Origin of the sequence: Chlamydophila parapsittaci (assembly GCF_006385615.1) — a bacterium.
Taxonomy (GTDB): Bacteria; Chlamydiota; Chlamydiia; order Chlamydiales; family Chlamydiaceae; genus Chlamydia; species Chlamydia psittaci.
Genome location: NZ_CP041038.1, coordinates 208,797 through 234,699, shown reverse-complemented (window position 1 = coordinate 234,699; position 25,903 = coordinate 208,797). Strand labels below are relative to the sequence as shown.

Sequence of the window (25,903 nt, the reverse complement as noted above, 5' to 3'; positions counted from 1 at the left end):
ACTAAGCACTTTTGCAGCATTACGATATTATCAGAATGATTGGTAAAGGGGGAATGGGTGAGGTTTATTTAGCCTATGATCCTGTCTGTTCGCGTAAGGTTGCACTGAAAAGAATCCGCAAAGATCTTTCTGATAATGAGTTATTAAAGAAGCGTTTTCTTAGGGAAGCTAAAATTGCTGCGGATCTTGTGCATCCGGGGGTTGTTCCTGTTTTTACGATTTGTAGTGACAGTGACCTTGTTTACTACACTATGCCGTATATAGAAGGTTATACTCTTAAGAGTTTGCTCAAAAGTGTTTGGCAATGCGATTCTCTTCCTAAGGATCTTGCGGAACAGACATCGGTAGGGACCTTTCTTTCTATCTTTCATAAAATTTGTTCTACTATAGAATATGTGCACTCTCGAGGGATTCTCCATAGAGATCTTAAACCTGACAATATTTTACTCGGGCTATTTAGTGAGGTTGTGATTTTAGATTGGGGAGCAGCCCTATCTAAGGAAATGAAAGAAGATTTTCTTTTAGATCTTGATATTCCTATGCCGGGATCTATGTTTTCCAATATGACGGTGCCTGGTAAGATTGTAGGTACTCCGGATTATATGGCTCCTGAACGTCTGCGAGGAGCTCCAGCTTCAGAAAGTACGGATATCTATGCTTTAGGGGTAATTCTTTATCAGATGTTGACGTTGTCTTTCCCTTATCGTAATAAAAAAGGGAAGAAAATTAGTATCCCTAACCACATTATTTCTCCTGAAGAGGCAGCTCCTCATCGAGAAATTCCTTCTTTTCTTTCCCAAGTGGTTATGCGAGCTTTAGCGACAGACCCTAAAGAACGCTATCCATCTGTGCAGGCATTAAAAGCTGATATAGAACAGCATTTACAAGGTAGCCCGAAATGGACGCCTAAGATAGCCCTGCATACTCAGGACGCAGAATGTTGGAAATTCCACGAATCTATTTTACTATCTAAATACTTCCCTATGTTCGAGGTGTCCCCAGCATTATGGTATAGCTTGGCGATTTCTAAGATAGAAAGCTTTTCTGAAGTACGTTTGGAATATACGTTATTACGCAAAGGATTAGAAGGAGGGTTTGGAATTTTATTGCCTCCTTCTGAAAACGTAGATCATGGGGATTTCTACCGAGGTTATGGTTTCTGGTTACATATTAAGAAGAATATTCTTTCAGTTTCTCTAGTGAGAAACGGCTTAGAGATACAGAAAACCTCTGGAAATATAGATATAAATAAAGAGAAGTTTTTTATAGCTTTTGAAAAGCAAAACCATCGGTTATCTTTGCATATCGATCATGCAGTCTGGATGATTCATATGGATTATCTCCCTGGACGTGGAGGACGTATTGGAGTCATTATTCAAGATATAGCCGACGTTTGTGGAAATATCGTTGTTTTAGAAAGTAGTGGATCACTTCAAGTCAGTTGTTTAGCAGTTCCTGATGCCTTTCTTAATGAGAAGCTTTATGATCGTGCTATTACGTTTTACCGAAGGATCGTCGAATCTTTCCCTGGTCGTAAGGAGGGATACGAAGCACAATTTCGTATAGGCATTGCTGTATTAGAAAAAGCTGCTGAAGAAGGCGATAAAGAAGGGTTCTCCCAAGCACTTAGAGAGTTTGCTGTTTTACATGATAGTGTTGCAGCACCATTAGAATACCTCGGTAAAGCTTTAGTATACCAACGTCTCGGAGAATATAACGAAGAGGTAAAAAGTCTATTATTAGCATTGAAGCGTTATAGTCAGCGTCCAGAAATTTCTCGAGTTCGCGATCATGTTGTCTATCGTTTGCATGAAGCTTTATACAGTAATCATCGCGTCTCCTTAGTTTTTATGCTGCTGGCTCTTCATGTTGCTCCTGAATCCATAAATTCCTCAGAGGAAGAGCATTTCTTGAAAAATTTACAAGGGAAAATTCAAGACACTTTGTTTTGTAGTTTGGATATTTCCCCTATAGATTTCCGTTCATCGAAAATGGAATTGCTATTGAGCTATTGGTCAGGATTTACCCCTTTTCTCCCAGGCTTATTCCAAAGATCTTGGGATTTAAAAGATTACCGCGCCCTTGCAGACATTTTTTATACCGCAGCGGATTTAGGAGATCGAGAATTTATCGATGTCTATGGGAACATTTTACGCGAGAATATCCAGGCAACAACATTTACTGAAGATGTCGTAGAAATTCTTCCTCATCAGCTTGTACATTTCCTTTCAGCATTAGAAGCCATTTTCCTTCACGCACCTGTAGAAAAGGTTTTTTCAGATATCGAAATCTTAGATCCTGTTTTGATTATTTACTTGTTCGATTTATTTGCTAAAGACGTGTTAATTCATGGTAAGGGTGAGCTGATCCTTGATGCTCTCCGTTTACTGGAAACATATGTTTCTCCTCAGCAGCGGTATACCTATCTTTTGCCTTATGAAATACTTGCCTACCTTTGGATGAAAGAGGAGCAAAAAGTATACGAGCTCTTATCTGATAATTATGACGAGTCTTTCTGGATAGAGGACAGTCATTGTGCTTTTGTTCTTTATGGTTATTGGTTAGCGCTCACTGAAGAGAGTTCTTTAGCTTATTTACATCTTTCGGGATGTAGAGAAGATGGTGTAGCTCCAAAAGCATTACTAGGATTATTTTGTAGTCCTTTAGGAATTTGTGAAAACCAATTGAGTTATCAAGAAAGAAGAAATTTACTCTTGCAAAAGTTCATCTTTTTCCATTGTTTAGGAGATGATGTGGAGCGTGACAATTGTCGCGTTGCCTATGATCTTCTTGTGAAAGAGCGTCTTTTATAACCCACACATGTACGTTTTCAATACAGAGGATTCTGAAGCTAAGATATCTTTTGGTCTTCCTGTAAAGATCAGTTTCCCTCCATATTTCCCAGAGCCAGGCCCCAATTCTATGATATAATCTGCTTGTTTCAGCAAATGCACATCATGATCAACATAAATAATCGAATGTCCTTGAGATATCAGGGTACGGAATAGTCTTTGTAGTTGGCATTTCTGATTTCTATCTAAGGAGGCCGCTATCTCATCGAGTAGGAATAGTGTTGGTTCTTTTGGAGGTAAGTAGAGAAATTTCGCTATTTTCACAGAGATCTTTTCACTAAGCGATAGAGAAGAGAGGTTTTGGCCTAAAGGTAAATAGCCCAGTCCTGCCCGTATAAGCGCTTGTAAAGGAGCTTGAATCCTTTGAAGAAAAGGAAAGAGTATAGGGAGTTCTTCAATAGGAGTTTGTAGTAATTTCCCAAAGTGCTTCCCTTCATAAACAGCTTCTTGAGCTAGGGGTTGGATTCGGTATCCTGAGCACGTTGGACATACGCGTTTCTCTAATGCATAGAAAGCCCGGTCGATTAGATGATAACCTAATCCTAAACAATCTGCACACTGTCCTTGCTTAGTATTTGTACTGAACATACTTGATGTAATGCTTAAGGCTTTAGCCTGGGTGAGCGATGCATAGAAGTTTCTTAAACTTGGAGCAATATCAAAATACGTACTGATATCCGAACGTTGTGAAGAAGAAAGAGGATGAGAATCTAACAATATTACATGAGAAAATAGCTCATAACCATTGTGTATAAGCTTTTGAGCCTGTTTATAAAAACCTTCAGTTAGCAATGAGGTCTTTCCTGATCCCGATACTCCAGCAATCGCAACCAAGCTGCGGAGAGGAGCTTGTACACTGAGATCCGTGATGTTATGAACCGTGAGACGTACATCTAAAGTATGTTTAAAGGGAGTTTGAGGATACTCCTCATTTTCTAGAGATACGGATGTATCAGTTGTGAGGTACCCTCCCTGAGGTCCAGATCCTGGTCCTAAATGAATTGTATGCTCTGCGTAATGCTTTAATACATTGCTGCGGTCTGTAGCAATAACGGTATTGTTGTTAGCAATGAGCTCTTTAATCAGTTGTACTAGAGTGGGAACATCCTTAGGATGGAGACCTGATAAAGGATCTTCAAGAAGATAAATGATGTCCGTAAGGTTTGTAGAGATTTTTTTTGCTAAGTGTAGGCGATAATATTCACCATCGCTAAGAGTATTTTGTTGTTGTCCTAAGGTAATGTAGCTTAAACCTACCTTGTTAATGAATGTTAAACGATTTTGTAAATCTTGTATAATCGGCTGAGCTTGATCATCGTGAAGGGTGTTTAAGAAGTCTTTCAAAAAGTGGGTGTCTTGTTGATAGATATCTACAATGGAGGTTTGCCCTATACGTACATGTTGAGCATATGTGTGAATTCCCCATCCAGAGCATGTTGGGCAGATGTCATGGACGAGCAAAGGTTGTAAAAGAGGACAGGAGGGAACGCGGTTACAATGGTCAAGAAGGATCCTTTCTAATCCTGGATATCTGTTGGTTCCCTTAAATAATAGTTCTTGAGTATGAATATCGAGATTTTTGATGGGCGTAGTTTTTGCAATTTTTAGTTCTTTAATCAGATCGAGAATAGGTTTTATGGAGCTTTCGGGGAAGAAGAGCTCAAAGAGAGCTATAGGAGAGTAATTAAGAATTTTATCTTTATGATCCATTAAAGAGAGTTTTAAAACATTCCCTGATCCATAACATTGTTGACATTGCCCTTCAATATGCTCGCGAGATAAAAGCTTGCGTGTAACGTTAGGGTAGCTATTTCCTAAAGCATCTTGCCAGCCGAGATTAAAGGCTAGTGAATGAACAATCCCTTGATGATTATGAATATGTAATTTGGGAGTAGGGGATAAGGAAAAGGCTAAAGTTAGAGAAGATAAAAGCGAGGACTCGTGGTTTTGGGAGATTTTTGTGTGTTGGATAACGATAGCAGGATCTTCTAAAATCTCAGGGAGAGGTTCTTCAAGATCATACACTTCTTGATTGGCAAATAATTTTAGATACCCTTCTTTTTTCTTTGCTTCTAAAGCGATAGAGAGATCTTCATCTGAGGATATAGGCGCTGTTATTGTTACATAAGAATTTGCATACTCGTGAAGAAGTTTCGCAACAAGAGTTTGTGGAGTGATTTTTTCTAAGAGAGTTCCTGATAACGGGCAGTGGGGCTTCCCTAAAAGGGAAAAGAGTTTTTCAAGCCCGTCAGTAATATCTAAGGCCGAAGCTAAGGAATGTCGGGAGTTTTTCTTTATTCCTGTTTTTCTGATGGCAATAACTGGAGATAATCCTCGAACACTTTCTACTTTTGGTAGAGGGGTCTTTTTAATGAGAGCTTCACGAACATAATAAGGAAAGAGTTCGGCATAAGCGATATTTCCTGAGGCATAAAGGATATCGAAAACTAAAGTATGCTTTCCTGAGGCTGAAGGTCCAGAAATAGCTGTTAAGGCATTACGTGGCAGCGTAACATCAATGTGTTTCAGGTTGTGATGATAAGCATCTTTAACAGAAATATCTCTGAGAATATGCGTATTCTGGCTTGTTTTCGTGCATTTAGGCAGAGCTGGGGTCTTTGTAAAATATGGTTGCAAAGCTTTTGCTGTAGGAGTGTCTAAGAGAATGAGTTCTTCAGGAGAACATGAGGCCAGTACATATCCACCGAGATTTCCTCCTTCAGGGCCAAGTTCAATGACGTGATCTGCAGTTTTTACAATGTGCATATTATGTTCTATGATCACTACCGTATGTCCCTGGTGTGTAAGAGAAAACAAAACTTGGATAAGAGCAAGGATGTCATGAGTATGTAAGCCTGTTGTTGGCTCATCAAGAATATAGAGGGTAGGTTTTTTAGAGGGGGAAAGAAGCTCATAGGTAAGCTTTAATCTCTGAATTTCTCCTCCTGATAAGCTGGATAAAGGTCGTCCTAAAGGAAGATGATCGAGACCTAGAGAACATAATGCATGTATCTTTTCATGAATATGGGGAGTAGTTATAAAGAATTTCTCTGCTTCATATGCTGTCATTTCTAAAATGTCAGCGATGCTTTTCCCTTGATAATGTACGTCTAAAATTTGGGGTTGGAAACGTTTTCCATGACACAGCGGACAGGGAATGAGGGTAGAATCATCTAAAGTTACCGCCCCTATTCCTTGGCATTCCGTGCACGATCCTAACGGTAGATTAAAACTAAAATGCCCTTTAGTTAACCCCAGCCGCTTACTTTTAGGCAGTTGGGAAAATAGTTCTCGCAGATCATCAAAAGCTTTAATATACGTTAGGGAAATAGAACGTTGCGAGCGGCCAGGAAGGTCGCGAGTAATATGGACAACACGTGAAATATCCCCTCCATCTATGCGCAGGTGAGGTTCTGGTTTTCCTTGTATAAGACGTTCCATAGCAGGAACTAACGTGTCGTTAATTAAAGACGATTTTCCAGATCCTGAAACACCAGTAACCGCAGTGATTCTTTCCAAAGGTAGGGAAATGGTCACGTCTTTCAAATTGTTGGTTGTTGCATGAGATAGAGAAAGAGTGGCTTGTGTTTTAGCACGTCTTTTGGGGATATCTATAGTGAGTTCGTTTCGTAAATATTTTGCTGTTAGAGAGTTGCTTTTGCTTAGAAATTCTTGAGGAGTGCCGTTAAATAGTACCTCACCTCCGAAAATCCCTGCTCGTGGACCAATATCAATAATACGGTCTGCGAAAGAGATCATATGTTCATCATGTTCTACAAGAAGAATGGAATTCCCTTGACTGCGTAGTTTTTGAATTACTTGTATGAGCTTATCGGTATCACGAGGATGGAGTCCTATGGAAGGTTCATCAAGAATGTAGGTAATTCCTGATAACTCAGCGCCAAGATGCTTAGCAAGAGCAGTACGCTCTTGCTCTCCTCCTGATAGCGTTGCTAAGGCCCGATCTAAGGTAAGGTAGGAAAGACCCAACTGAATAAGTGTAGCAAGGCGATTATTGAACCCTTCTAGTACCTCATGCACAGATTTTGATGATGGTGTTATAGAAGAGGTTAAAGAGAACAACTCATCAAGAGGCATTTTCTGAAGTTCGATAAAAGTTTTTCCTTGCCAAGTGGCTGCAGATGCGTATTCTCCGATCCCTATTCCTTGACATTTAGGACATGGGACTGCTGTGGTCCCCTCAGGAATATATTTTGAAGGTTTCGCTCCATAGCGTACTTTTTCACCAATATCATTAAGAACTCCTCTCCACACTTTATGGGTCAGGGATTTCTTCCCAAGTGCAGGATCAAAAAGGCGTACTGGAAGAACTAGGGAGTTTTGACCGTAGAGAAAGGTGTCCTGAATATGCTCAGGAAGCTGTTTCCAAGGAGTATCTAAGCTGAAGTTTAACGTGTCTGCCAGAGATTGATAAAGGGCATGGTAAAAATAAGTAGAGCAGTTTCCAGCGAGCTTACAACAGTTTTCCCGGATGGATAAATCCTTTTGAATAAGAGAAGGGTCTTTAATAGTAATAAGAACTCCCGTTCCCTGGCACTTAAAACAACGATCTTCAAGGCTATGGGGAGAAAACAATTGTCGTGTTAATGGCGTATAAGTTTGTTGGGTTTCTGGTATATAGACTTGTGTAGAAAAGGTTTCTTCTTGGGATCCGGAATGTATAGAGCAGCGCCCCTGACCTAGTTGCAGCGCTGCGAATAAGCTGACTTTCATTCTTGCATTGTTACTTTCATTTTTAATGAAAGAATCCACGACAACATCGACAGGGTGATCAGTAGTCAGAGGAGACGATAGAAAAGGATAGATGGATGAGATTTCATTATGCATACGGATTTTCGTATATCCCTGCCTGACACACTCTTGAATTGCTGAGCTACTGGTATCTGGTAACGGAGCAAGTAGTGTGATTTGCGTACCTTCAGGGATATTCTCAAGTGTTGCAAGAATCTTTTCTTTGCTTTGTAGATGCAGCACTTTGTTGCTTACAGGATCTCTAGCCTCCCCATCCAGAGAAAATAGCAACGCAAGGTGTTGGGAAAGTTCTGTAACACTGCCGACAGTAGCATGAAAGTGATAAGCAAAATGATTTTGCTTAACAGCAATGGTTGGAGATAACCCTTGGATGCTTTCAACGTTAGGTTCAGGTAAAGAAGATAAAGTCGTCGCAAAAAATGAAGGTAGAGTGGATATATACCGTTTTCTTCCTGCAGCGTAAACAGTATCAAAAGCTAACGAAGATTTTCCAGATCCTGATACTCCTGTGAGTAGAACAATTTCTCCTGGTAGAAACTCTATAGAGATATTTTTCAGATTTCTAACTGTAATACCAGAAATACGAACGGGTAAGCTGGGCATAGATTTCATAATAACTTTGGAAATAAGAAGAAATTTTCTACATGGATAATTATAACTACTTAGTAGAAACTAGTTTGATTTACTTTTAACTTTATAGAAAGAAAAAAATCCAAGCCTTCATTTTACCTGATTCAAGGATAGGAATGCGCGATATATTCTATAAAATAGTATTTAGTTGGGGATTTCAACGTACAAATTAAGATAAAATCATGTATCGTGTCTTGAGTAGAGAAGAATGTTCGCTATAAGATAAAAAAAGTTTTTGATTGGTTTGATAAATTAGGGAAGTATGATCGCAAGAACGAAAATCATTTGTACTATAGGTCCGGCAACAAATACTCCGGAAATGCTTGAGAGGCTTTTAGACGCGGGTATGAACGTCGCCAGGTTAAACTTTAGTCATGGTACTCATGAAAGTCATGGTCAGACAATAAATCTTCTTAAAGAGTTGCGAGAGAAAAAAGGAGCCCCTTTAGCGATTATGTTGGACACTAAAGGTCCAGAAATTCGCTTAGGAAAGATTCCCACGCCAATTAAGGTAGCACGAGGCCAGAAAATCACTTTAGTAGAGAAAGAGATCGAGGGATCGCTCGAAGGAGGAGTCACTTTACATCCTCAATGTGTCTTCCCTTTTGTTCGTGAAGGTACTGAAGTTTTGATAGACGATGGGTATCTCCAAGCTGTTATCACTTCTGTTGGTGACGATTGGTTAGAGTTAGAATTTATTAATTCTGGAGAGTTGAAGTCTCATAAGTCTTTAAGTATCAGAGAAATTGATTTAGCTCTTCCTTTTATGACCGATAAGGATATCCATGATCTTAAATTTGGAGTAGATCAGGGTGTCGATGTGATTGCGGCTTCCTTTGTTCGTTGTGCTGAAGATATCGAGAGTATGCGCAAGTGCTTAGCAGATTGTGGGCGTGAGGATATGCCGATTATTGCTAAGATAGAAAATCGCCTAGGTGTAGAAAATTTCCCGCAGATTGCCAAAGTTGCAGATGGGATTATGATTGCCCGTGGGGATTTAGGAATCGAGCTGTCTGTTGTGGAAGTTCCTAGTTTGCAAAAATTTATGGCAAAAGTCTCTCGTGAAACAGGGCGTTTTTGTATTACTGCTACACAGATGTTAGAATCTATGATTCGCAATGTATTGCCAACGCGTGCAGAGGTTTCTGATATAGCGAACGCTATTTATGATGGGACATCTGCAGTGATGCTATCAGGAGAAACAGCTTCAGGTAGTCATCCTATAGCTGCTGTGAAAATCATGCGTTCTGTAATTCAAGAAACGGAAAAAAACCTCAATTACATGTCTTTCCTAGAGATTAATGATAGTGAGAGTGCTGTTAAGGTATCTCCTTATCTTCAGTCTATAGGGCTGTCAGGAATTCAAATTGCTGAGAAGGCAGCAGCCAAAGCCATTATCGTGTATACAGAATCTGGAGGCTCTCCGATTTTCCTTTCTAAGTATCGTCCACGCTTCCCCATCATTGCTGTTACACCAAACCTGTCTGTATACTACCGACTTGCTTTAGAGTGGGGGGTATACCCTATGCTTACCGAAGAGTCGGATCGTACAGTCTGGAGACATCAAGCTTGTGTCTATGGTATCGAAAGAGGAATTTTATCAAATTACGATAAAGTTTTAGTGTTAAGTCGCGGAGCACAAATGAAAGATACCAATAATCTGACATTGACAACAGTTAATGACATCGTCTCAGCATCAGCTAAATAAGCTGATGCTCGTAGGATTATGCAGATAAAAAGCGGTTTCTTGCTTTGAAGCATCCTGCTGATAACGAAGCCGTTACCAAGGCGATTGCGAGGAGTATCGGTGTTAGGATGTACTTGCTGATTCCCCAAAGGGTTTCAGGAACATGAATCGTACCAGCGCATATTAATGAGAAAATAACAACAGCTGTTATTGCTAATATTGCAAGGACTAATGCGGAGATTAGTGCTGTAACGCGTTTATTATTCTGAGAGTTTTGACAACTGCAGATGCAGTTGAGAGTACATTCAAATGAGGATCCCAAACAGTCTGTTAAGCACATAAAATTCTTTTTATTTATAAAATACCGAAAGCATTCTGGGGCAAATCAAAAAAAAAAGCAAAAAAACTCTTTTGGAAGTTAAGAATTTTTTGAAAACTTCTTGAGTGCTGTAATTAAGGGAGCTGTAGGTTGGGAGATTTTCTTTTCTAATGCTTTTCGGGTGTACAGAGCCACTGATCCCGTTTTCTTAAAATGCTTATGCAGGCGTCCTGGAAGGTCTGCTAAATCAAATACAGCGGGAAAGCTATTGGGAAGAGCATAGAGAGTTTCAAGATGTGAAAACTCTTTTATAGTATATTGGTGTAGGTTCGAGGTAAAAATCTTTTCTTTAGTCGGGTTATATAAGGCTAATGTTAACGCAGCTCCTGAGTAGAGTCGCTCTAGGTCAGAAAGAAATTGTCCGAGGTGATCAAGATCCCCAGAGTTGACAATAACGAGTATGTGACTATAGGCATATTTCTTTTTTAACCCCTTGTGCAGTTTACGTTTCCATCGTTTATGCATCCACATCCATTGCTGTGGCTTATGAGCTATGCCTGTTTCTAAGAAACTCATGAGCTTGTTCATAAGTGATGTTGTGGCATCTTTGATAGGAAGAGATTTATCAGCATAGAGCTTTTTGCTAGGAACAATAGTATAGCCGTTTTTATTCCGGCATATGGATATGGCGATCACAGGCTTGCCTGTTTTATATGCGAGTAAAGCGGGAGATGTTGTTGTAAATGCTTCATGCCCGAAGAGTGGATAAGTATAAGAAGAGATCAGTAATGCTTGATCACCGACGATGCCGATAACATACCCTTGTTGTAAGGCTTGAAGAGCAGTATTGATTCCTTGTTTCGGAGCAACAATTTTCCCTTTAAAGATTTCCCTCAATGAAAAAATTTTTTTATTTAACCGGGCGTTTTTTATAGGTTTAGCAAAGGCTAGACCTGGATAGTCTCTCGTAATATAAAGAAAAGGCAGTTCCCAGTTTGCTTGGTGGCCACAAAACAAGATAACTCCTTCATTTTCATCGAGCTTAGAAAAGGTATCTTGTAATTCTTTGTGTGTGAGCACTTCGTCCGAAGAAAATCCTTCAGGATGCGATTCTGCTGTAGCTATGGAAATTAAATCATTAAGATGACTAATGAGGCCTTCTACTGCTAACAATTCTAAAACAGTAATCATTACATGTTGTATCGAATGCTTAGCAATGGATTGTCTTTCTTTAAAAGATTTATCAGGGAAAGCTAATGCTAAATTGGTAAGAGCCGTTTTTCTATAGTCCGAGATAGTATAAAAAACGAGAGTTCCTAGAGCTTTTCCTAAGCGATGTAACAAAGAACGAGGAATATGTTTGAAAATACCGATTACAGTTATTCCTAGATAGTAAACGAAAAAGTCTACAAAGCTTTGCTTAGCACGACGCAACATAATTTAGGATCCCTACTCTACACAGCGTAATAAGAGGTTGGGGGTAAGTGAGAACGCTGTCTCTTTATTTATGAAAAATTACGCTCTTTTAGTAGTTAAATGAGCCGTTCGCATTGACACTATAATAGTCTCAATAACTCTGACAACTGTTTTTATAATTTTTATGCTTATTTAAGCTGTTAGTTATAAATCTCAAGAGGTAGATATAATGAAATTCCTACCAATCCTTTTTATGTAGCTTTGAGGTTTCTGTAGGTTTTGAACGAATAATCACCTTATTATGAGAAATCTCTGCAGAAAGATTTAATGGAAATCCATCTTTGCCAAATAAGGTAAGTTTTCTTAGATATTCACGGAAGCGATGACGTATTCCTGTTTCATCAATCAAAGCGAAATCATGAAGAATTCCATGTTCTTGTGCCATGATTGCTTGAACAAAGGTATCCTCGAGAGTCTTTTCATCTATAAACTCTACAGCCCAATTTACAGAGTTATTCTCATGTGGGGGCGCCATAACAACGGCTAAAGCAATGTTATTCTTTACGACATCTAAGAAAAGCTTACTTACGTCTTTCACATAAAGAGGGATATTAATTTGATAAATGCCCTGATTCAGAATAATTGGATGGGAAGGTTCTAAAGTATAGGCTAAAGGATTGAAAGTGTTGCTGTACTTCACAGGGAAGAAAAGCAAAACAGGGAGATTAAGATTTAGAGGAATAAATTCCTGTTTTAAAAATAATAGACGTAAAAAATCTGCTTGAGGATCGTTTAGGTTCTCATATGTATTTGTATTCCCAAATGGGATGAGAATTTTTTTCCATTCCTCAGGAATAGGAAAGATAATTTCATCATGATTCCCTTGAGCAATACGATTTCTTTCTAATTCTTCAAAAGATACCTTATTGAGATTAAACGTGAGTTCCAGTCCTTGATCTTTAAGAGCGTTGACATACTCTTTAGGACCGCTAACTTTTTGAATCAGATATTTTGGCCAAACATCCAAGTATTCGTAACCTTTAGGGGGACTACCTACAGGAGTCGTAATCGTTACTGTAATATCCTCGGTGACATATTGTGTAAGGCGAATAAAAATATCATCAGCAGAAACACTTTGAATATCTCTACGGATATTAGTTTCACCATCAAGACTGACAAGATTGTACTTGTCAATAGCTGCTATCCAGCTTTCTGAATGTCCTGTAGCACTAATAACGACTTCCAAGTTTGTGGGACGAAGATCATGAACTGTATTTTTATTCCCTGTAATCGTTAAAGAGACTTTTTTATCTAATAACCCGTTACTTTGTAATCCTAATACAGTTTGATCTGGATTGAGGTCAATAATACGCACAGGAATATTATTTAACGTTCGGGTAACAGTTACTGTTTGCCCGACGAGCACCCAAATGATGATGGCAAAGCCCAAAGACACCACCTTTCTCAGCCAATTACGAATGAAAAAACGAGAAAAGAAATCGATCATTTTTTCCAAATCCATGAGCTAAAGGGTTTATGTTTTTGTTCTTTCAGAGTAAGGATGCTTCTTAGCACAGCTTTGAATCTATCCATCTTGACTCCGCGAGTCAAAATTCCATCGCGGGATAGTGATACATAACCATTCTCTTCAGAGACAATGATGATCAATGCATCGGTACGTTGACTAGCTCCTAAAGCTGCACGATGACGGGTCCCCATAGAACGAGATAACTGTGTTGTATCTTGGGCTAGGGGAAGAACAACACGAGCATAGGCTATGGTTTCTGCTCTGAGGATTACAGCTCCATCATGCAGAGGAGAAGAAGGTTCGAAAATTGTTTCTAGAAGCTCTTCTGAAAAGTCTGCATTAATTTTTACGGAAGAAAAGCTTAAGAATTCATCGAAAGAATCTTTATTTTCAAGAACAACAAGAGCGCCAATTTGTCTCTCAGACATTTGATAAATGCAGGAAGTTAGATGCTCAATAAATTGATCCTGTAAATCAATAACAAACTTTCGTCCATGAAAGCGTACACGAGATAAAGCCAGTCGGATTTCTGGCTGGAAAATAATAAAAACGACAATGGCAGCAACATTAACGACATGGAGCATCAATCGTCGGATAATAGGAAAATGTAGCTTGTCTGCGAGAACAAAGAGAAATAGAAAAGCTAGCAAACCAAAGACAACGTCCATGGCTCGAGTTCCCCAAAAGAACTTTAACAGATAATTTAACATTACCCAAATCAGAACAATCTCTAATAAGGGCGTTGTATAGTAAGTAATATCTATGGGCATAGTTTTACTAGTTTCTTAAGAATACTCGAAGAGATTCTCACCTTAATGGCAATGGACTGCTTTCTAAAAGAAGGTAATATACTACTGTAGCATATAGAGAAAAAGGTTAACAGCAAAGTATTTTATAGTTGCAATAGTTTGTTATATACTTCACATTACAGGTTTTTTATTTGTTCTCGGATTTCTGGCGGACATGATGGATACAGTAATTTTATCTAGAATACAGTTTGGTTTATTTATTGCATTTCATTACCTGTTTGTTCCTTTGAGCATGGGTCTCAGTATGATGCTTGTCCTAATGGAGGGCTTGTATCTAGTTACGAAGAAGAATATCTATAAACAAATGACGTGGTTTTGGATTGGCGTATTTGCAATAACATTTGTTGTTGGCGTTGTCACTGGAATCATGCAAATTTTTTCCTTTGGATCTAATTGGTCGAGGTTTTCTGAATATACAGGGAACGTGTTTGGAACACTTTTAGGAAGTGAGGGTATTTTCGCTTTTTTCTTAGAGTCTGGCTTTTTAGGCGTATTGCTATTTGGACGTCATAAAGTTTCTAAGAAAATGCACTTTTTCGCTACGTGTATGGTCGCTTTAGGAGCTCATATGAGTGCTTTCTGGATAGTGTGTGCTAACTCTTGGATGCAAACGCCTTCAGGTTATGAAATGGCCATGCATAACGGACAGCTTGTTCCTGTGATGACTTCATTTTGGCAAGTAGTCTTCTCACCTTCAAGTATAAATCGCTATATTCATGTGGTATTGGGCACGTGGCTTTCGGGTATTTTCCTAGTGATTAGCGTAAGTGCGTATTATTTGCGTAAACAACGCCACGTAGAATTTGCTCTTAAGGGATTAAAATTGGGTGCCTTGACTGGTATTATCGTGCTCATTTTGCAGTTGTGGTCTGCAGATGTTACAGCACGTGGTGTTGCGAAGACGCAACCTGCAAAATTAGCTGCTTTTGAAGGTATATTTAAAACTGAAGAATACAGCCCAATCTATTTGTTTGGTTACGTAGATGTAAAAAACCAAAAAGTTATAGGCTTACCTATTCCTGGAGGTCTTTCATTCTTAGTGCATAGAAATCCTAAGACTCCGGTTACAGGTTTAGATCAAATTCCACAAGATGAGTGGCCTAACGTGCAACTGGTATTCCAATTTTACCATCTTATGGTAATGCTATGGGGACTTATGGTGATTTTGGCGGTCATTTCATGGTTTGCCTATAAGAAAAAACGTTGGGCATTAAGACCGTTCTTCTTATCCATACTTTCATTTTCTGTTCTTTGCCCCGAGGTCTGTAATGAAGTGGGCTGGTTTGCTGCAGAAATGGGAAGACAACCCTGGGTTGTTTATGGCTTATTAAAAACTAAGGACGCTGTTTCTCCTATAATCCGCGGAGAACAGGTTATGCAGTCTCTGATTTTATTTAGTTTGGTGTTTGTTTGTCTCTTATCTTTATTTCTCTTTCTTTTATGTAAAAAAATACAACGAGGACCAGACCAAAACGATCTTAATGAGGTGGAAGTATAATCATGGAATTTTCATTAACTTCGATGTTGCCAATAGCTTGGTACGCTATACTAGTGGTTGCAGTATTTGCTTATTCTCTAGGAGATGGTTTTGATTTAGGTTTGAGCACAATCTATTTCACCTCTCGTGGAGATGAAGAACGACGCGTATTACTTAACTCTATAGGACCCATTTGGGACGGTAATGAGGTCTGGCTGATTATTATTTTTGGCGGACTTTTTGCAGGATTTCCCCCCGCTTATGGTGCATTGCTATCTATTTTCTATATGCCAATATGGACTTTAGTTTTGCTTTATATCTTTCGGGGATGTTCTTTAGAGTTTCGTAGTAAGACTGAGTCAGCAAAATGGAAATCTTTTTGGGATGTTACTTTCTGCATATCCGGAATAATGATTAGCTTTTTCCTAGGTGTTATAGTAGGGAATATGGTCTTAGGATTGCCTATATCTCCTACAACTCCGTATTCTTCATTATCTTGGATACTCTTTTTCCGCCCCTATACGTTGTTGTGTGGAGCTCTTGTTGTTTGTGCTTTTGCAATTCATGGGGTAACTTTTGTTTTAATGAAAACTACCGGTGAATTACAACAGCGGATTATTAAACGCTTTCCTTATGTTTTGTCAGCATTTTTAGTTGTTTATCTACTGTTAATTAGTACTACACTTGCCATGATACCGCAAGTACAAGGGAACTCTTTCCAAGTAGGTAGTTTTGCTGGTGTCCCTACATATCCTCTGTTGACACTTTTATTGGCTATGACTTTAGGTTGTTGCTTTGCAACTAAAACTTGCATATCTCGAGAACGTTATGGCTGTGCTTTTCTCTATTCTTCGCTGAATTTACTGCTTTTAATATTATCTGCTGTAACTTTGGTTTTCCCAAATATCTTATTTTCTACAGTAGACCCTGAGAATAGCTATACGATTTATAATGCAGCAGCAAGCACAAAAACTTTGCAAAGCCTATTAGTCATTGTACTGGTTGGTTTGCCGTTTATAGCTGCCTATGGTGTGTATATTTATCGTGTTTTCAGAGGGAAAACAGATTTCCCTTCTGTGTATTAGCAGTTTTAGAGATGACGTATTTTTACCCATTACAAAAACTCTAAAATTTTTATAACATGCTGCCTATTTTCTATTTTTAGGTTGCAGTTATGTGGAAGGGCTGGATTTGTTTAATATTCTTTTCTCCTGCGGTTGTACATGCAGGAGAAACTTATAAGCCCTGTGAGGAGCTCTGGCTATCTTCTGACAACAGGACTTCAGGAATGTCGACAATTGTAGAGACTTCGGGACGTCTTCTTGTTGTTTGGCAAGATTGCGACAGCAATAAGTTGATAGGAAGGCGTTGTGACCTGGGGATATGGTCAGAGCCTTATGAAATTTTTCCTCAAGAGTCCGGCCTATTTTCCCACCCTGTATTAGTAAGAATTAGCTCTCAAGAAATTTGGCTGTTTTATAGAAAGCAACAGGTTGGAGAGAGTAGAAGTCAACCTTATGTAGCTTTTTCTTTTAATTCAGGATTTCATTGGTTGGAGCATAGACTCTTGCCTCCAGGAATAGAAGGAACAACTAGAAATCCTCCATACGTTGATAGGATAAGAAATCGCGTATACATTCCCTCGTACAATGTTTATGAAATTCCTGGTCAGGCGGTGATAGGGGACTCTTGGGTTGAAATCTATAATTTCTTTTCTAAATCTTGGGAAGGACGTATGGGTCCGATTTTAGGAGGTTCGCGAAATCAAGTTCCTATAGAACCTGCAATTGTAAAATTCACGTCGAATAAGCTCGCATTGTTTTTTAGGAATGCTTCTGTAGAAGAGAGTTATATTTGTATGGCTGTATCGACAAATCAAGGAAGCTCTTGGTCAAAACTCAAGAACCTTCCCTGGCGCAGCTATGACAATAGTATTGCTGTTCAATCCGGGAGAAATGGCAAACTGTACCTTTTTGCGAATAGTGCTCGTGCAGGAGAGAGGCTTACATGCTTCTCATCATATAATGAGGGAATAACTTGGAATCATCCTAAGCTTATTGACTCTGGTTATAGCGTAGACCCTAGTGCGTATCTAGACAGACAAGGATGCATGCATCTTGTCTATACAAGTAAAGACGACCAGGGGACTCAACGCATTAAGTACTATAGAATCAAAGAAGATACTCTACTTCTAAATTGTCCTGCATGCTGGATACTGGAAGATATAAAAGAGAGTACGGACGAATAATTTAAGAAGCTATTTCTTTGATGTTAATTATGTAATAAGCAGGGAAAGCAAAATGGTTGTTTGGGCGAGGGAGGCATTCCACAGAAACTCTCTTTCCTAACCATTTTTCTAAGTCTATTTTTGTTGCATAGACGAATGCTATAGTGTTTTCTTTGTCTTTAAGTAAAAAATCCCCGGGATTGTTTTTTACGACATGAGGATAAATTTCAAGCTCACCAACAAAAGTTTGCTTTTTCTTTTTCTCTTCCTCATAGAAGGCTTCTTGAGTAAGCTTTTTAGCGTTTTCTTGGGGTTGCATGCTCGCCCAAATTTTAAACAACGACAATTCTAGGCTTTCTCTTCCTTGAGTTTTTGGAGAAGTTTTTATTGTTGTTTGCTTACGGATATGTCGAGATAACAACGATCCTGTTGTAGGTTTCTCGATACTGTCAACAACATTAGAAGAGTTGGACACTTGTTGTTTCCCTATCGTATTATCTTGATTTGTTAATGACTTCGATAGGTAAGTATCTTGAATTTCCTCTAAAGCTTTTTGTATTAGAGGTTGTAGACCTGGGACATCATTAAATTCTTCAGATTGTATAAGGTTAATCTTTTTATAAATAGCTTCTAGATCAACCGCATCTAATGGTTTCTGTAACTCTGCTTTAGCAAAATTCATAGCGGAATCTAGCAAGTCTAAAGCGATTTTTTTCTGACCTTGTCTATGTTTATAAATATCGATAGGGCCTTTCTGAGAAACAAAGTTTTTCGCAACGTAGAAAGCACATTGGTTAGGTAAAGCAATCTCTAACCACTTTCCTTGTGGTTGGTTGGATGTTGCTTGGATTTCTGTTCCTCGGGATAATCGTGCAAGCACAGGAGCTGATGTTGAAGGCTCTAAACGTACATTCACTTGTTCGCCTTCAATAACATTGTCTAAAACAAACGTCCGAAATACATAACCTTTTAGACCTTCGGGTGCTGCAACAATGTAGTAATCCTTACTTTCACCAATTACAGCGACATAATCACCTTTGGATAGTTCTTTTACAATAGAACTATCAACATGAGGAGCTAAGCGTAGACGAACACGATTTCCTTTAATCTCTCCTGTAAATGGAGCAAAGGAAGCCTTGTCTACTTGCGCAGCGGGAGTCTTTGATGTGGAAGGTGCAGCATGCAAGCTTACTGAACTTATTCCTGACCCGATGGTAAACAAAAGCATAGAAATCGATAGCGTTCGCATGCTTTACTCCTACAGTGTATTCGCATTAGAAATCGATATAAGGATGTGACCTAGTCCTTTAGGGGAAGTACTCCCTAGAAAAAAGAATTATATCGACTGCAGTGAAAAAGTCAATTATCTTACCAAACGAGATTAGGTAGAACCTTAAGTATAGAGAACAGCTTTAATATGTTCACAATTTACCTGCCCACATGTACATCCAATAGGTGTGCCTAAGTAGACACTAAATTGCTCATTCGGATTTAGGGGATTGGTAACAAGATACAATTTGTTCCCTGTCGGACTGATATCCCATGTGCGAAAAGATAAATCTTGTTCGGATACAGTGGCTTCTTCTTCTTCACTAATAACTCTAGCAATCTGACAGTGCATGCAATTACAATGAGGCTCTGCTTTAGGAAATAGGTTTTGATTATTTCCTACTAATGAACGGATTACCGTCACCATTTTCTCTAAAATATCCGCAGGAGCGTCTGGATGATCCTTATGTTCTGGAGTATGTTGTAAGATCATTTCCATTGGACTCGTTCCCGAAAATAGAGGAGATATGAGGCTTTTATGAGCAAATATCTGCACATCGGTATCTTTGGATAATTGTTGCAAGGTATTGATTAACATACCCAGCTTGTCGTCTTCACGGCCAGATTCATCGCGCATCATTTGAGAAGATTCTAAGTGGAGAAGGTGCTCTTGGAAAGCAATATCGATAATCGCCTGATCTAAGTTAGGTATAGAAATGGTCTTTCCATCAATTAAATGCAACTTGAGGGTAGACCGACCTTGAACTTCTCCTTCTTGTGATTCGATAAAAGCTATTTGATTCCATCGTGCGGAAATGTAGGGAGGGATGCAAATCAATTGGTCATTAATTTTCACTTTCATGACGACCTCCAATGGTGAACTCTACTGTCATTGCTTAACGTCATTGTAGGGAAGCTTTGTTTTTTTTACAATCGAATTAGCAATTCGTAATATCGATTGCTAATTCATGACCTAACTTCCTAAAGATTCAGGCAGTTTTTTCTTTTTGCAAGAATTAAGAATAGAGTTTTTTTTACTTAGAATTATATAAAAGGGTCAAGAAGTTTCTAATAAATTTTTGTCAACATCGGCGCAGATTCTCCAGGTATTTGTTTAAGTATTTTCATCGTTCTACTAATAAAGATATTTGTCGTTATAAAATGATTTGATTAGGGTTGGAGCCCATTTCGTTAGGAGTTAGCTGAATGAAGAAGACAATGGTCATTGATACGAGTGTGTTTATTTATGATCCTGAAGCCCTATCATCGTTTGAGAATACACGCATCATTATTCCATTTACTGTAATTGAAGAGCTGGAGGCTTTTGCTAAAGATCGTGATGAAGCGGCAAAAAATGCTTCGCGAGCTTTGAGCAATATCCGTTTACTACTTGAAAGGTCAGGTAATCATGCCGAAGGCATTTCTTTACCCAATGGCAGTGAATTGCGTATAGAAGTATCTTCTATTGCGAATTTAGCTAATGATGAAAAACGTAGAAAACTTCTCACGTTAGAACTTCTTCAAGTGATCGCACAACGAGAACCTATGGTTTTTGTTACGAAAAGTCTGGGACGTAGAGTGCGAGCCGAGGCCCTTGGAATAGAAGCTAGAGATTATGAAAATAAGAGATTTTCTTTTAGATCTCTGTATCGTGGTTATCGTGAGTTAACTGTATCCCCATCGGATGTAGAGAACTTTTATACACATGGGTACTTAGATGTGCCTTTGGATATCGCTCCAGCGCCTAATGAATATTTTTTCATTTCTGGAGGAGAAAATTATTTTGCCCTTGGTCGTTATCATGAAACTGAGGGAAGGATTGTTTCTTTGAGAGCTCTTCCAGATAAAATTTGGGGAATAAAACCTTTAAATAATGAACAAAAATGTGCGTTGGATCTTCTTTTAAGAGACGATATAAAGTTAGTTACCCTTATGGGACAAGCTGGGTCTGGGAAAACCGTATTGGCTTTAGCTGCAGCTATGTATCAGGTATTTGATAAGGGAAATTATAATAAGTTATTGGTAAGTCGTCCTATTATCCCTATGGGTAAGGATATTGGATTTCTTCCAGGTCTTAAGGAAGAAAAGCTTCTTCATTGGATGCAGCCCATCTACGATAATATGGAATTTCTTTTTAGTATTGGTGGGATGGGGGATTTTTCCGAAGTTTTACAGTCTTTAATTGAGGCTAAAAAATTAGAAATGGAAGCGCTCACCTATATTCGTGGACGGTCTTTGCCAAAGGTGTTTATGATTATCGATGAAGCACAAAATCTTACTCCTCATGAGATTAAAACAATCATTTCTCGTGCAGGTAAGGGCACAAAAATTGTTTTAACTGGGGACCCTACGCAAATTGATAGTTTGTACTTTGATGAGAATTCCAATGGTCTTACTTACTTAGTCGGTAAGTTCCATCACTTATCTTTATACGGCCATATGTTTCTCACGCGTACGGAGCGCTCTAAACTTGCTGCTGCGGCTGCAACTATTTTATAGTTGCATAGGTCCTAAAAAATCTTGGAGCTCCTCCTGAGCAGATTTTGGAGGAGAGAGTGGCCGGTTTACGAAATTCATAACTGCGCGTGCCGGAGATATGCACCCACAGACTTTATTGAAGTAGCGAATAACTACGCGTATAACCTGAAGAATGGCTTGAAAGATAGCTACAAAGCCTTTAATTCCCAAAATTTCTAACCAAGCATTTTTGCGGATCTTGGGCACAGCTTCATTAATATCCACACAAGGTCCAATGGAGCATATTGTACTGTGACCTTTTGTTGGAATGAGCAAAACATTTTCAATATTTGCAATCCCTAATAAAGCACGCACTCCAGTAAAAGTACTGAAAATTGGCACGTAGCTAAGGAATAATTCAAAACAGGAGCGGTATAGAGGGTTTTGAAGTACGTATTGTTTGTTGGAGCCAAAATAATGATCTAATTCGCCAGTAGGAGTATGACAATGATTGATGATTAAGACAGTGTGTTCTGAAATTTTCATGCTTTGTTCAAGTTTCAGCAGGCGTTTGACTTATTTGAGAACTATAATGAAAAAGTAAGTTTCCGAATAGATACTGATTAAAGTTACTGTGCAGTTCAAAGGATGATGTATTTCTTTAGATAAAAAAGAATGCGTGCTTGGAGGCCAGGCCTTTCTATAACTAGAAAAGTATGGAGGTGGAGAGACTCGAACTCTCGTCCTTAGTGAATTCCCTGCTAACTTCTACATGCTTAGTCCCTAGTGGTACTACATTGCATTTCCTCAGCTAAGAACATCTATGGAAACCAACGACTCTCAATAATCTCGAATCAACCCCCTTGAGAATTAGAGGAGGTAGATTCCAACCAGATAGATGACGGTACTTCACAAACCTCTGGTAGAGTCCATGAGGACCGGGTTATCTAGAGGTTATCTAAATAACAACTTTTGCTAATTAAGCAGCTAATCTTTGCTCAGAGAGTTCAGAGAAACTGATAATTTCGCATTCAGCCTTAGGTTCGGCATTTATTGTTTTGTCGGCTTTTTAGGAGGCCAGCCAACGCCCTCCGCATGCGATTAACACTTCATTCCCAAGTCGAAACCTATACACCCCCGGAGTATATTGTAAGCTTTCCTGTGCTTTTGTACAACTCAAGTATCTCCCTATTTTAAATGTTGTCAAGAGAAGGAAAATTTTTCTCAAACTCTAGGGCAAGGTGGACGAAAACCTGAAAAATCTTTATTTTTAGAGTGATTTTATATCAAAACACACTCAACGGATACAATATGCATACGGAAGGGGAAGGCAGTAGGGAAAGTCTTGCTAATAGAGAAGAAAGAATATTAAATTTTTGGAAAACTCAAGAAATTTTTCAAAAATCATTAAAAAATAGAGAGGGGAGAACCCTATATTCTTTTTATGACGGCCCGCCATTTGCTACAGGTTTACCTCATTATGGCCATCTTCTTGCTGGAACAATTAAAGACGTTGTTGGGCGTTTTGCTACTATGGATGGATACTATGTTCCTAGAAGATTCGGCTGGGATTGTCATGGTGTTCCTGTAGAGTATGAAGTAGAAAAATCTTTAAATCTTACCACTCCAGGGGCCATAGAGGATTTTGGTGTTGCTAGGTTTAACGAAGAGTGCAGAAAAATTGTTTTTCGTTACGTTGATGAATGGGAGCATTATATAAATCGTGTAGGCCGCTGGGTAGATTTTTCTGCTACGTGGAAAACGATGGATGCCTCATTTATGGAAAGCGTCTGGTGGGTATTCCGTTCTCTTTATGATCAGGGGTTAGTTTACGAAGGTGTTAAGGTGGTTCCCTTCTCTACGAAGTTGGGCACACCTCTATCAAATTTTGAAGCAGGTCAAAACTACAAGGAAGTTGATGACCCTTCTGTAGTGATTAAGTTTGCTTTACACGGGGATTCTGCGTCTTTATTGGTATGGACCACAACACCGTGGACGTTAGTGTCGAATATGGCAGTTGCTGTGAACCCTGAAATCACTTACGTACGTGTTGCTGATAAAGTTTCCGGTGAGCAATGGATTTTAGGGCAAGGATGTCTATCGCGGTGGTTTTCCGACCCCGATACATATGAAGTTATAGAAAGTTTCCCAGGAACAACATTGATTGGGAAAAGCTATGAGCCACCCTTTAACTTTTTTGAGCAGAAACGTGCGGAAGGCGCTTATAAAATTCTTCCTGGCTCGTTTGTAGAGGAGAGCGAGGGTACGGGAGTGGTCCATATGGCTCCTGCGTTCGGTGAGGCAGATTTCTTTGTCTGCAAAGAGCACCGTGTTCCCATGGTCTGTCCTGTAGATAATCACGGCTGTTTTACTGAAGAGATACCTGAATATCAAGGGCAATACATTAAGAGTTGTGATAAGGGAATTATCAAGTCTTTAAAAACTCAAGGCAAGGTGTTTTATCACGGTACGATAATGCACCGGTATCCTTTCTGCTGGAGAACAGATACACCATTGATTTATAAAACGGTGAATTCTTGGTTCGTTTCCGTTGAGAAGATCAAAGATAAAATGTTGCAAGCGAACAAAAAAATCCATTGGGTGCCAGAACACATTAAAGCAGGACGTTTTGGTAAGTGGTTGGAAGGAGCTAGAGATTGGGCCATTAGTAGAAATCGTTATTGGGGAACACCAATTCCTGTTTGGAAAAGTAAGGATGGAGAAATCTTAGTTATAGGCTCTGTAGAAGAGCTTGAGAAGCTCACTGGAGAGAAGGTTTCCGATCTACATTGTCATTTTGTTGACCAATTAAAAGTTGAAAAAGATGGGAAGTCATTCCATCGCGTACCTTACGTATTTGACTGCTGGTTTGATTCAGGAGCTATGCCTTATGCTCAGAATCATTATCCTTTTGAAAATCAAGAAGCTACTGAATCTGGATTTCCTGCAGATTTTATTGCCGAAGGTTTAGATCAGACGCGAGGATGGTTCTATACTTTAACTGTTATTTCAGCAGCTTTATTCGATCAGCCTGCGTTTAAGAATGCGATAGTTAATGGTATTGTTTTAGCTGAAGACGGCAATAAGATGTCGAAGAGGTTAAATAACTATCCGAGCCCTATGAGCATAATGAATACTTATGGCGCCGATGCTTTGCGGTTGTATTTATTGGATAGCGTTGTTGTTAAAGCAGAAGATTTACGTTTTTCTGATAAAGGTGTTGAATCTGTCCTCAAGCAAGTTCTATTACCTTTAACAAATGTATTATCATTTTTCAAAACCTATACGGATTTATACGGTTTTGATGCTAACAATTACGATAAAGAAGAGATTAGTTACAGTGAAATTGATAAATGGATTCTCTCTAATCTTTATACTGTTGTTGGTAAGGTTCGTGAAAGTATGAGCTCTTACAATTTGAATACCGCTGTGAATCCTTTTGTTACTTTTATTGATGATCTAACAAATTGGTATATTCGTCGTTGTCGTCGACGTTTTTGGGAATCTGCAGATACCCCAGATAGAAGAGCAGCTTTTGCAACACTCTATGAGGTGCTGACTGTTTTCTGTAGAGTGATCGCTCCTTTCATTCCTTTCATCTCAGAAGATATATACCAGCAGATAAAAACAGAAAACTCTTTGGAGTCAGTACATCTTTGTGATTTCCCACACGTTGACCTTGCTAAGGTATTTCCAGATTTAGAACAGCGTATGGGTGATGCTAGAGAGATTGTCGGGTTAGGGCATTCCTTAAGGAAAGAGCATAAGTTAAAAGTACGTCAACCTTTGGCGAATTTCTATGTAGTAGGTCCTAAAGATCGTTTGGATGAGTTAGCTTCTTTTGAGCAGCTTATTGCAGAAGAGCTGAATGTCAAAAATATTGTATTTTATAAGGAAGCACCAAGTTTTGTAAAAACAACGGTGAAACCTAACTTTCGGTCTCTAGGTAGAAGAGTTGGAGAGAAGATCAAGGATATACAAAAAGCTTTGGCTTCTCTTTCTCAAGAACAAATACAACTGTTGTTAAAACAGGAATATATCTCTCTTAATTTAGGTTCTGAAGAGCTTATTTTAAATATGGATGATGTATTGATTTCCTGGGAAACCGATCCAGGTTATGTTGCTCGTAGTTCTTCGTTGTTTACTGTTGTTCTTGATTGTCAATTGACTGAAGAGCTTATTGTTGAGGCGATTTCTCGAGAATTGGTGAATAAAATCAATACTATGCGTCGTAATCAGAAACTTCATGTTTCTGATCGTATTGTCTTGCGAATACAAACATCAGAAGATGTGAGAAAAGCGTTTGTACACTATGTAGATTATATTTGTGAGGAGACTTTAACTACTCAATGGGAATTTGTCGATATTCTCGAAGGAGAAGAATGGGACATTAACGGTCATCCTACAGTTATCGCAATCGAAGTAGCTGCTAGACCACATTAAGCTCTAACATTCTTTC

At 38.9% G+C, this 25,903-nt stretch carries 15 protein-coding genes and 1 other RNA gene; 7 read left to right on the top strand and 9 right to left on the bottom strand.

All coding sequences use genetic code 11. The annotated features are described in order from the left end of the window. Window positions 1-11: 11 nt before the first annotated feature. Window positions 12-2,813: a serine/threonine-protein kinase PknD gene (gene pknD, locus FI836_RS00955; RefSeq protein WP_014943916.1), complete on the top strand. Its 2,802-nt coding sequence runs from the start codon at window positions 12-14 to the stop codon at window positions 2,811-2,813. Here the strand turns inward: pknD and uvrA are convergent. Next, window positions 2,808-8,228: an excinuclease ABC subunit UvrA gene (uvrA, locus tag FI836_RS00950; RefSeq protein ID WP_014944565.1), complete on the bottom strand. Its 5,421-nt coding sequence runs from the start codon at window positions 8,226-8,228 to the stop codon at window positions 2,808-2,810. The two genes, pknD and uvrA, sit on opposite strands and share 6 nt — an antisense overlap. Before the next feature lie 289 nt (window positions 8,229-8,517). On the opposite strand from uvrA, the gene pyk reads away from it, so the two are divergent. After that, window positions 8,518-9,963, top strand: coding sequence for a pyruvate kinase (gene pyk, locus FI836_RS00945; protein ID WP_006343341.1), 1,446 nt, complete (start codon window positions 8,518-8,520; stop codon window positions 9,961-9,963). A gap of 16 nt (window positions 9,964-9,979) precedes the next feature. Here the strand turns inward: pyk and FI836_RS00940 are convergent, their stop codons facing one another. The 4 genes from FI836_RS00940 to cdaA all read right to left on the bottom strand — a co-directional run bounded on the left by FI836_RS00940 (window position 9,980) and on the right by cdaA (window position 13,975). Beyond that, complete coding sequence (locus FI836_RS00940) at window positions 9,980-10,282, bottom strand: hypothetical protein (protein WP_013747384.1); 303 nt, start codon at window positions 10,280-10,282, stop codon at window positions 9,980-9,982. A 78-nt stretch (window positions 10,283-10,360) separates the two neighbouring features. Beyond that, a complete protein-coding gene (locus tag FI836_RS00935) occupies window positions 10,361-11,698 on the bottom strand; it encodes an LpxL/LpxP family acyltransferase (RefSeq protein ID WP_013462700.1) in 1,338 nt (445 codons plus the stop codon). A 217-nt stretch (window positions 11,699-11,915) separates the two neighbouring features. After that, the gene (locus FI836_RS00930; protein WP_013462699.1) at window positions 11,916-13,199 is read right to left on the bottom strand and encodes a CdaR family protein; all 1,284 of its coding nucleotides are present in this window, start codon (window positions 13,197-13,199) and stop codon (window positions 11,916-11,918) included. Then, complete coding sequence (gene cdaA / locus FI836_RS00925) at window positions 13,181-13,975, bottom strand: diadenylate cyclase CdaA (RefSeq protein WP_006343338.1); 795 nt, start codon at window positions 13,973-13,975, stop codon at window positions 13,181-13,183. The genes FI836_RS00930 and cdaA overlap by 19 nt, the downstream gene beginning before the upstream one ends. Before the next feature lie 196 nt (window positions 13,976-14,171). On the opposite strand from cdaA, the gene FI836_RS00920 reads away from it, so the two are divergent. From FI836_RS00920 to FI836_RS00910, 3 genes are all read left to right on the top strand, one after another. Next, window positions 14,172-15,512 (top strand): cytochrome ubiquinol oxidase subunit I, encoded by a 1,341-nt coding sequence (locus FI836_RS00920; protein ID WP_006343337.1) that lies wholly within the window; start codon window positions 14,172-14,174, stop codon window positions 15,510-15,512. A gap of 2 nt (window positions 15,513-15,514) precedes the next feature. Then, window positions 15,515-16,576 carry a cytochrome d ubiquinol oxidase subunit II gene (gene cydB, locus FI836_RS00915; protein ID WP_006343336.1) on the top strand — a complete coding sequence of 354 codons (1,062 nt, stop codon included), beginning with the start codon at window positions 15,515-15,517 and terminating at the stop codon, window positions 16,574-16,576. 89 nt (window positions 16,577-16,665) lie between these two features. Then, window positions 16,666-17,739, top strand: a complete 1,074-nt coding sequence (locus tag FI836_RS00910; RefSeq protein WP_006343335.1) for an exo-alpha-sialidase — start codon at window positions 16,666-16,668, stop codon at window positions 17,737-17,739. Between the two features lies 1 nt (window position 17,740). Here the strand turns inward: FI836_RS00910 and FI836_RS00905 are convergent, their stop codons facing one another. Both FI836_RS00905 and FI836_RS00900 read right to left on the bottom strand, forming a co-directional pair. Beyond that, on the bottom strand, window positions 17,741-18,967 hold the full coding sequence (locus tag FI836_RS00905; protein WP_006343334.1) for an SH3 domain-containing protein: 1,227 nt from the start codon (window positions 18,965-18,967) through the stop codon (window positions 17,741-17,743). Window positions 18,968-19,111: 144 nt separating this feature from the next. Beyond that, entirely contained in the window at window positions 19,112-19,849 is a 738-nt protein-coding gene (locus tag FI836_RS00900; RefSeq protein WP_006343333.1) for a hypothetical protein, read from the bottom strand. A gap of 344 nt (window positions 19,850-20,193) precedes the next feature. On the opposite strand from FI836_RS00900, the gene FI836_RS00895 reads away from it, so the two are divergent. Next, window positions 20,194-21,486, top strand: a complete 1,293-nt coding sequence (locus tag FI836_RS00895; RefSeq protein ID WP_014943913.1) for a PhoH family protein — start codon at window positions 20,194-20,196, stop codon at window positions 21,484-21,486. Here the strand turns inward: FI836_RS00895 and FI836_RS00890 are convergent. Both FI836_RS00890 and ssrA read right to left on the bottom strand, forming a co-directional pair. Then, window positions 21,481-21,990 (bottom strand): hypothetical protein, encoded by a 510-nt coding sequence (locus FI836_RS00890; RefSeq protein ID WP_006343331.1) that lies wholly within the window; start codon window positions 21,988-21,990, stop codon window positions 21,481-21,483. The two genes, FI836_RS00895 and FI836_RS00890, sit on opposite strands and share 6 nt — an antisense overlap. A 168-nt stretch (window positions 21,991-22,158) precedes the next feature. Continuing rightward, window positions 22,159-22,583, bottom strand: a transfer-messenger RNA (tmRNA) gene (ssrA, locus tag FI836_RS00885). 172 nt (window positions 22,584-22,755) lie between these two features. On the opposite strand from ssrA, the gene ileS reads away from it, so the two are divergent. After that, window positions 22,756-25,887, top strand: a complete 3,132-nt coding sequence (ileS, locus tag FI836_RS00880) for an isoleucine--tRNA ligase (protein WP_014943912.1) — start codon at window positions 22,756-22,758, stop codon at window positions 25,885-25,887. The last annotated feature ends 16 nt before the right edge of the window (window positions 25,888-25,903 follow it).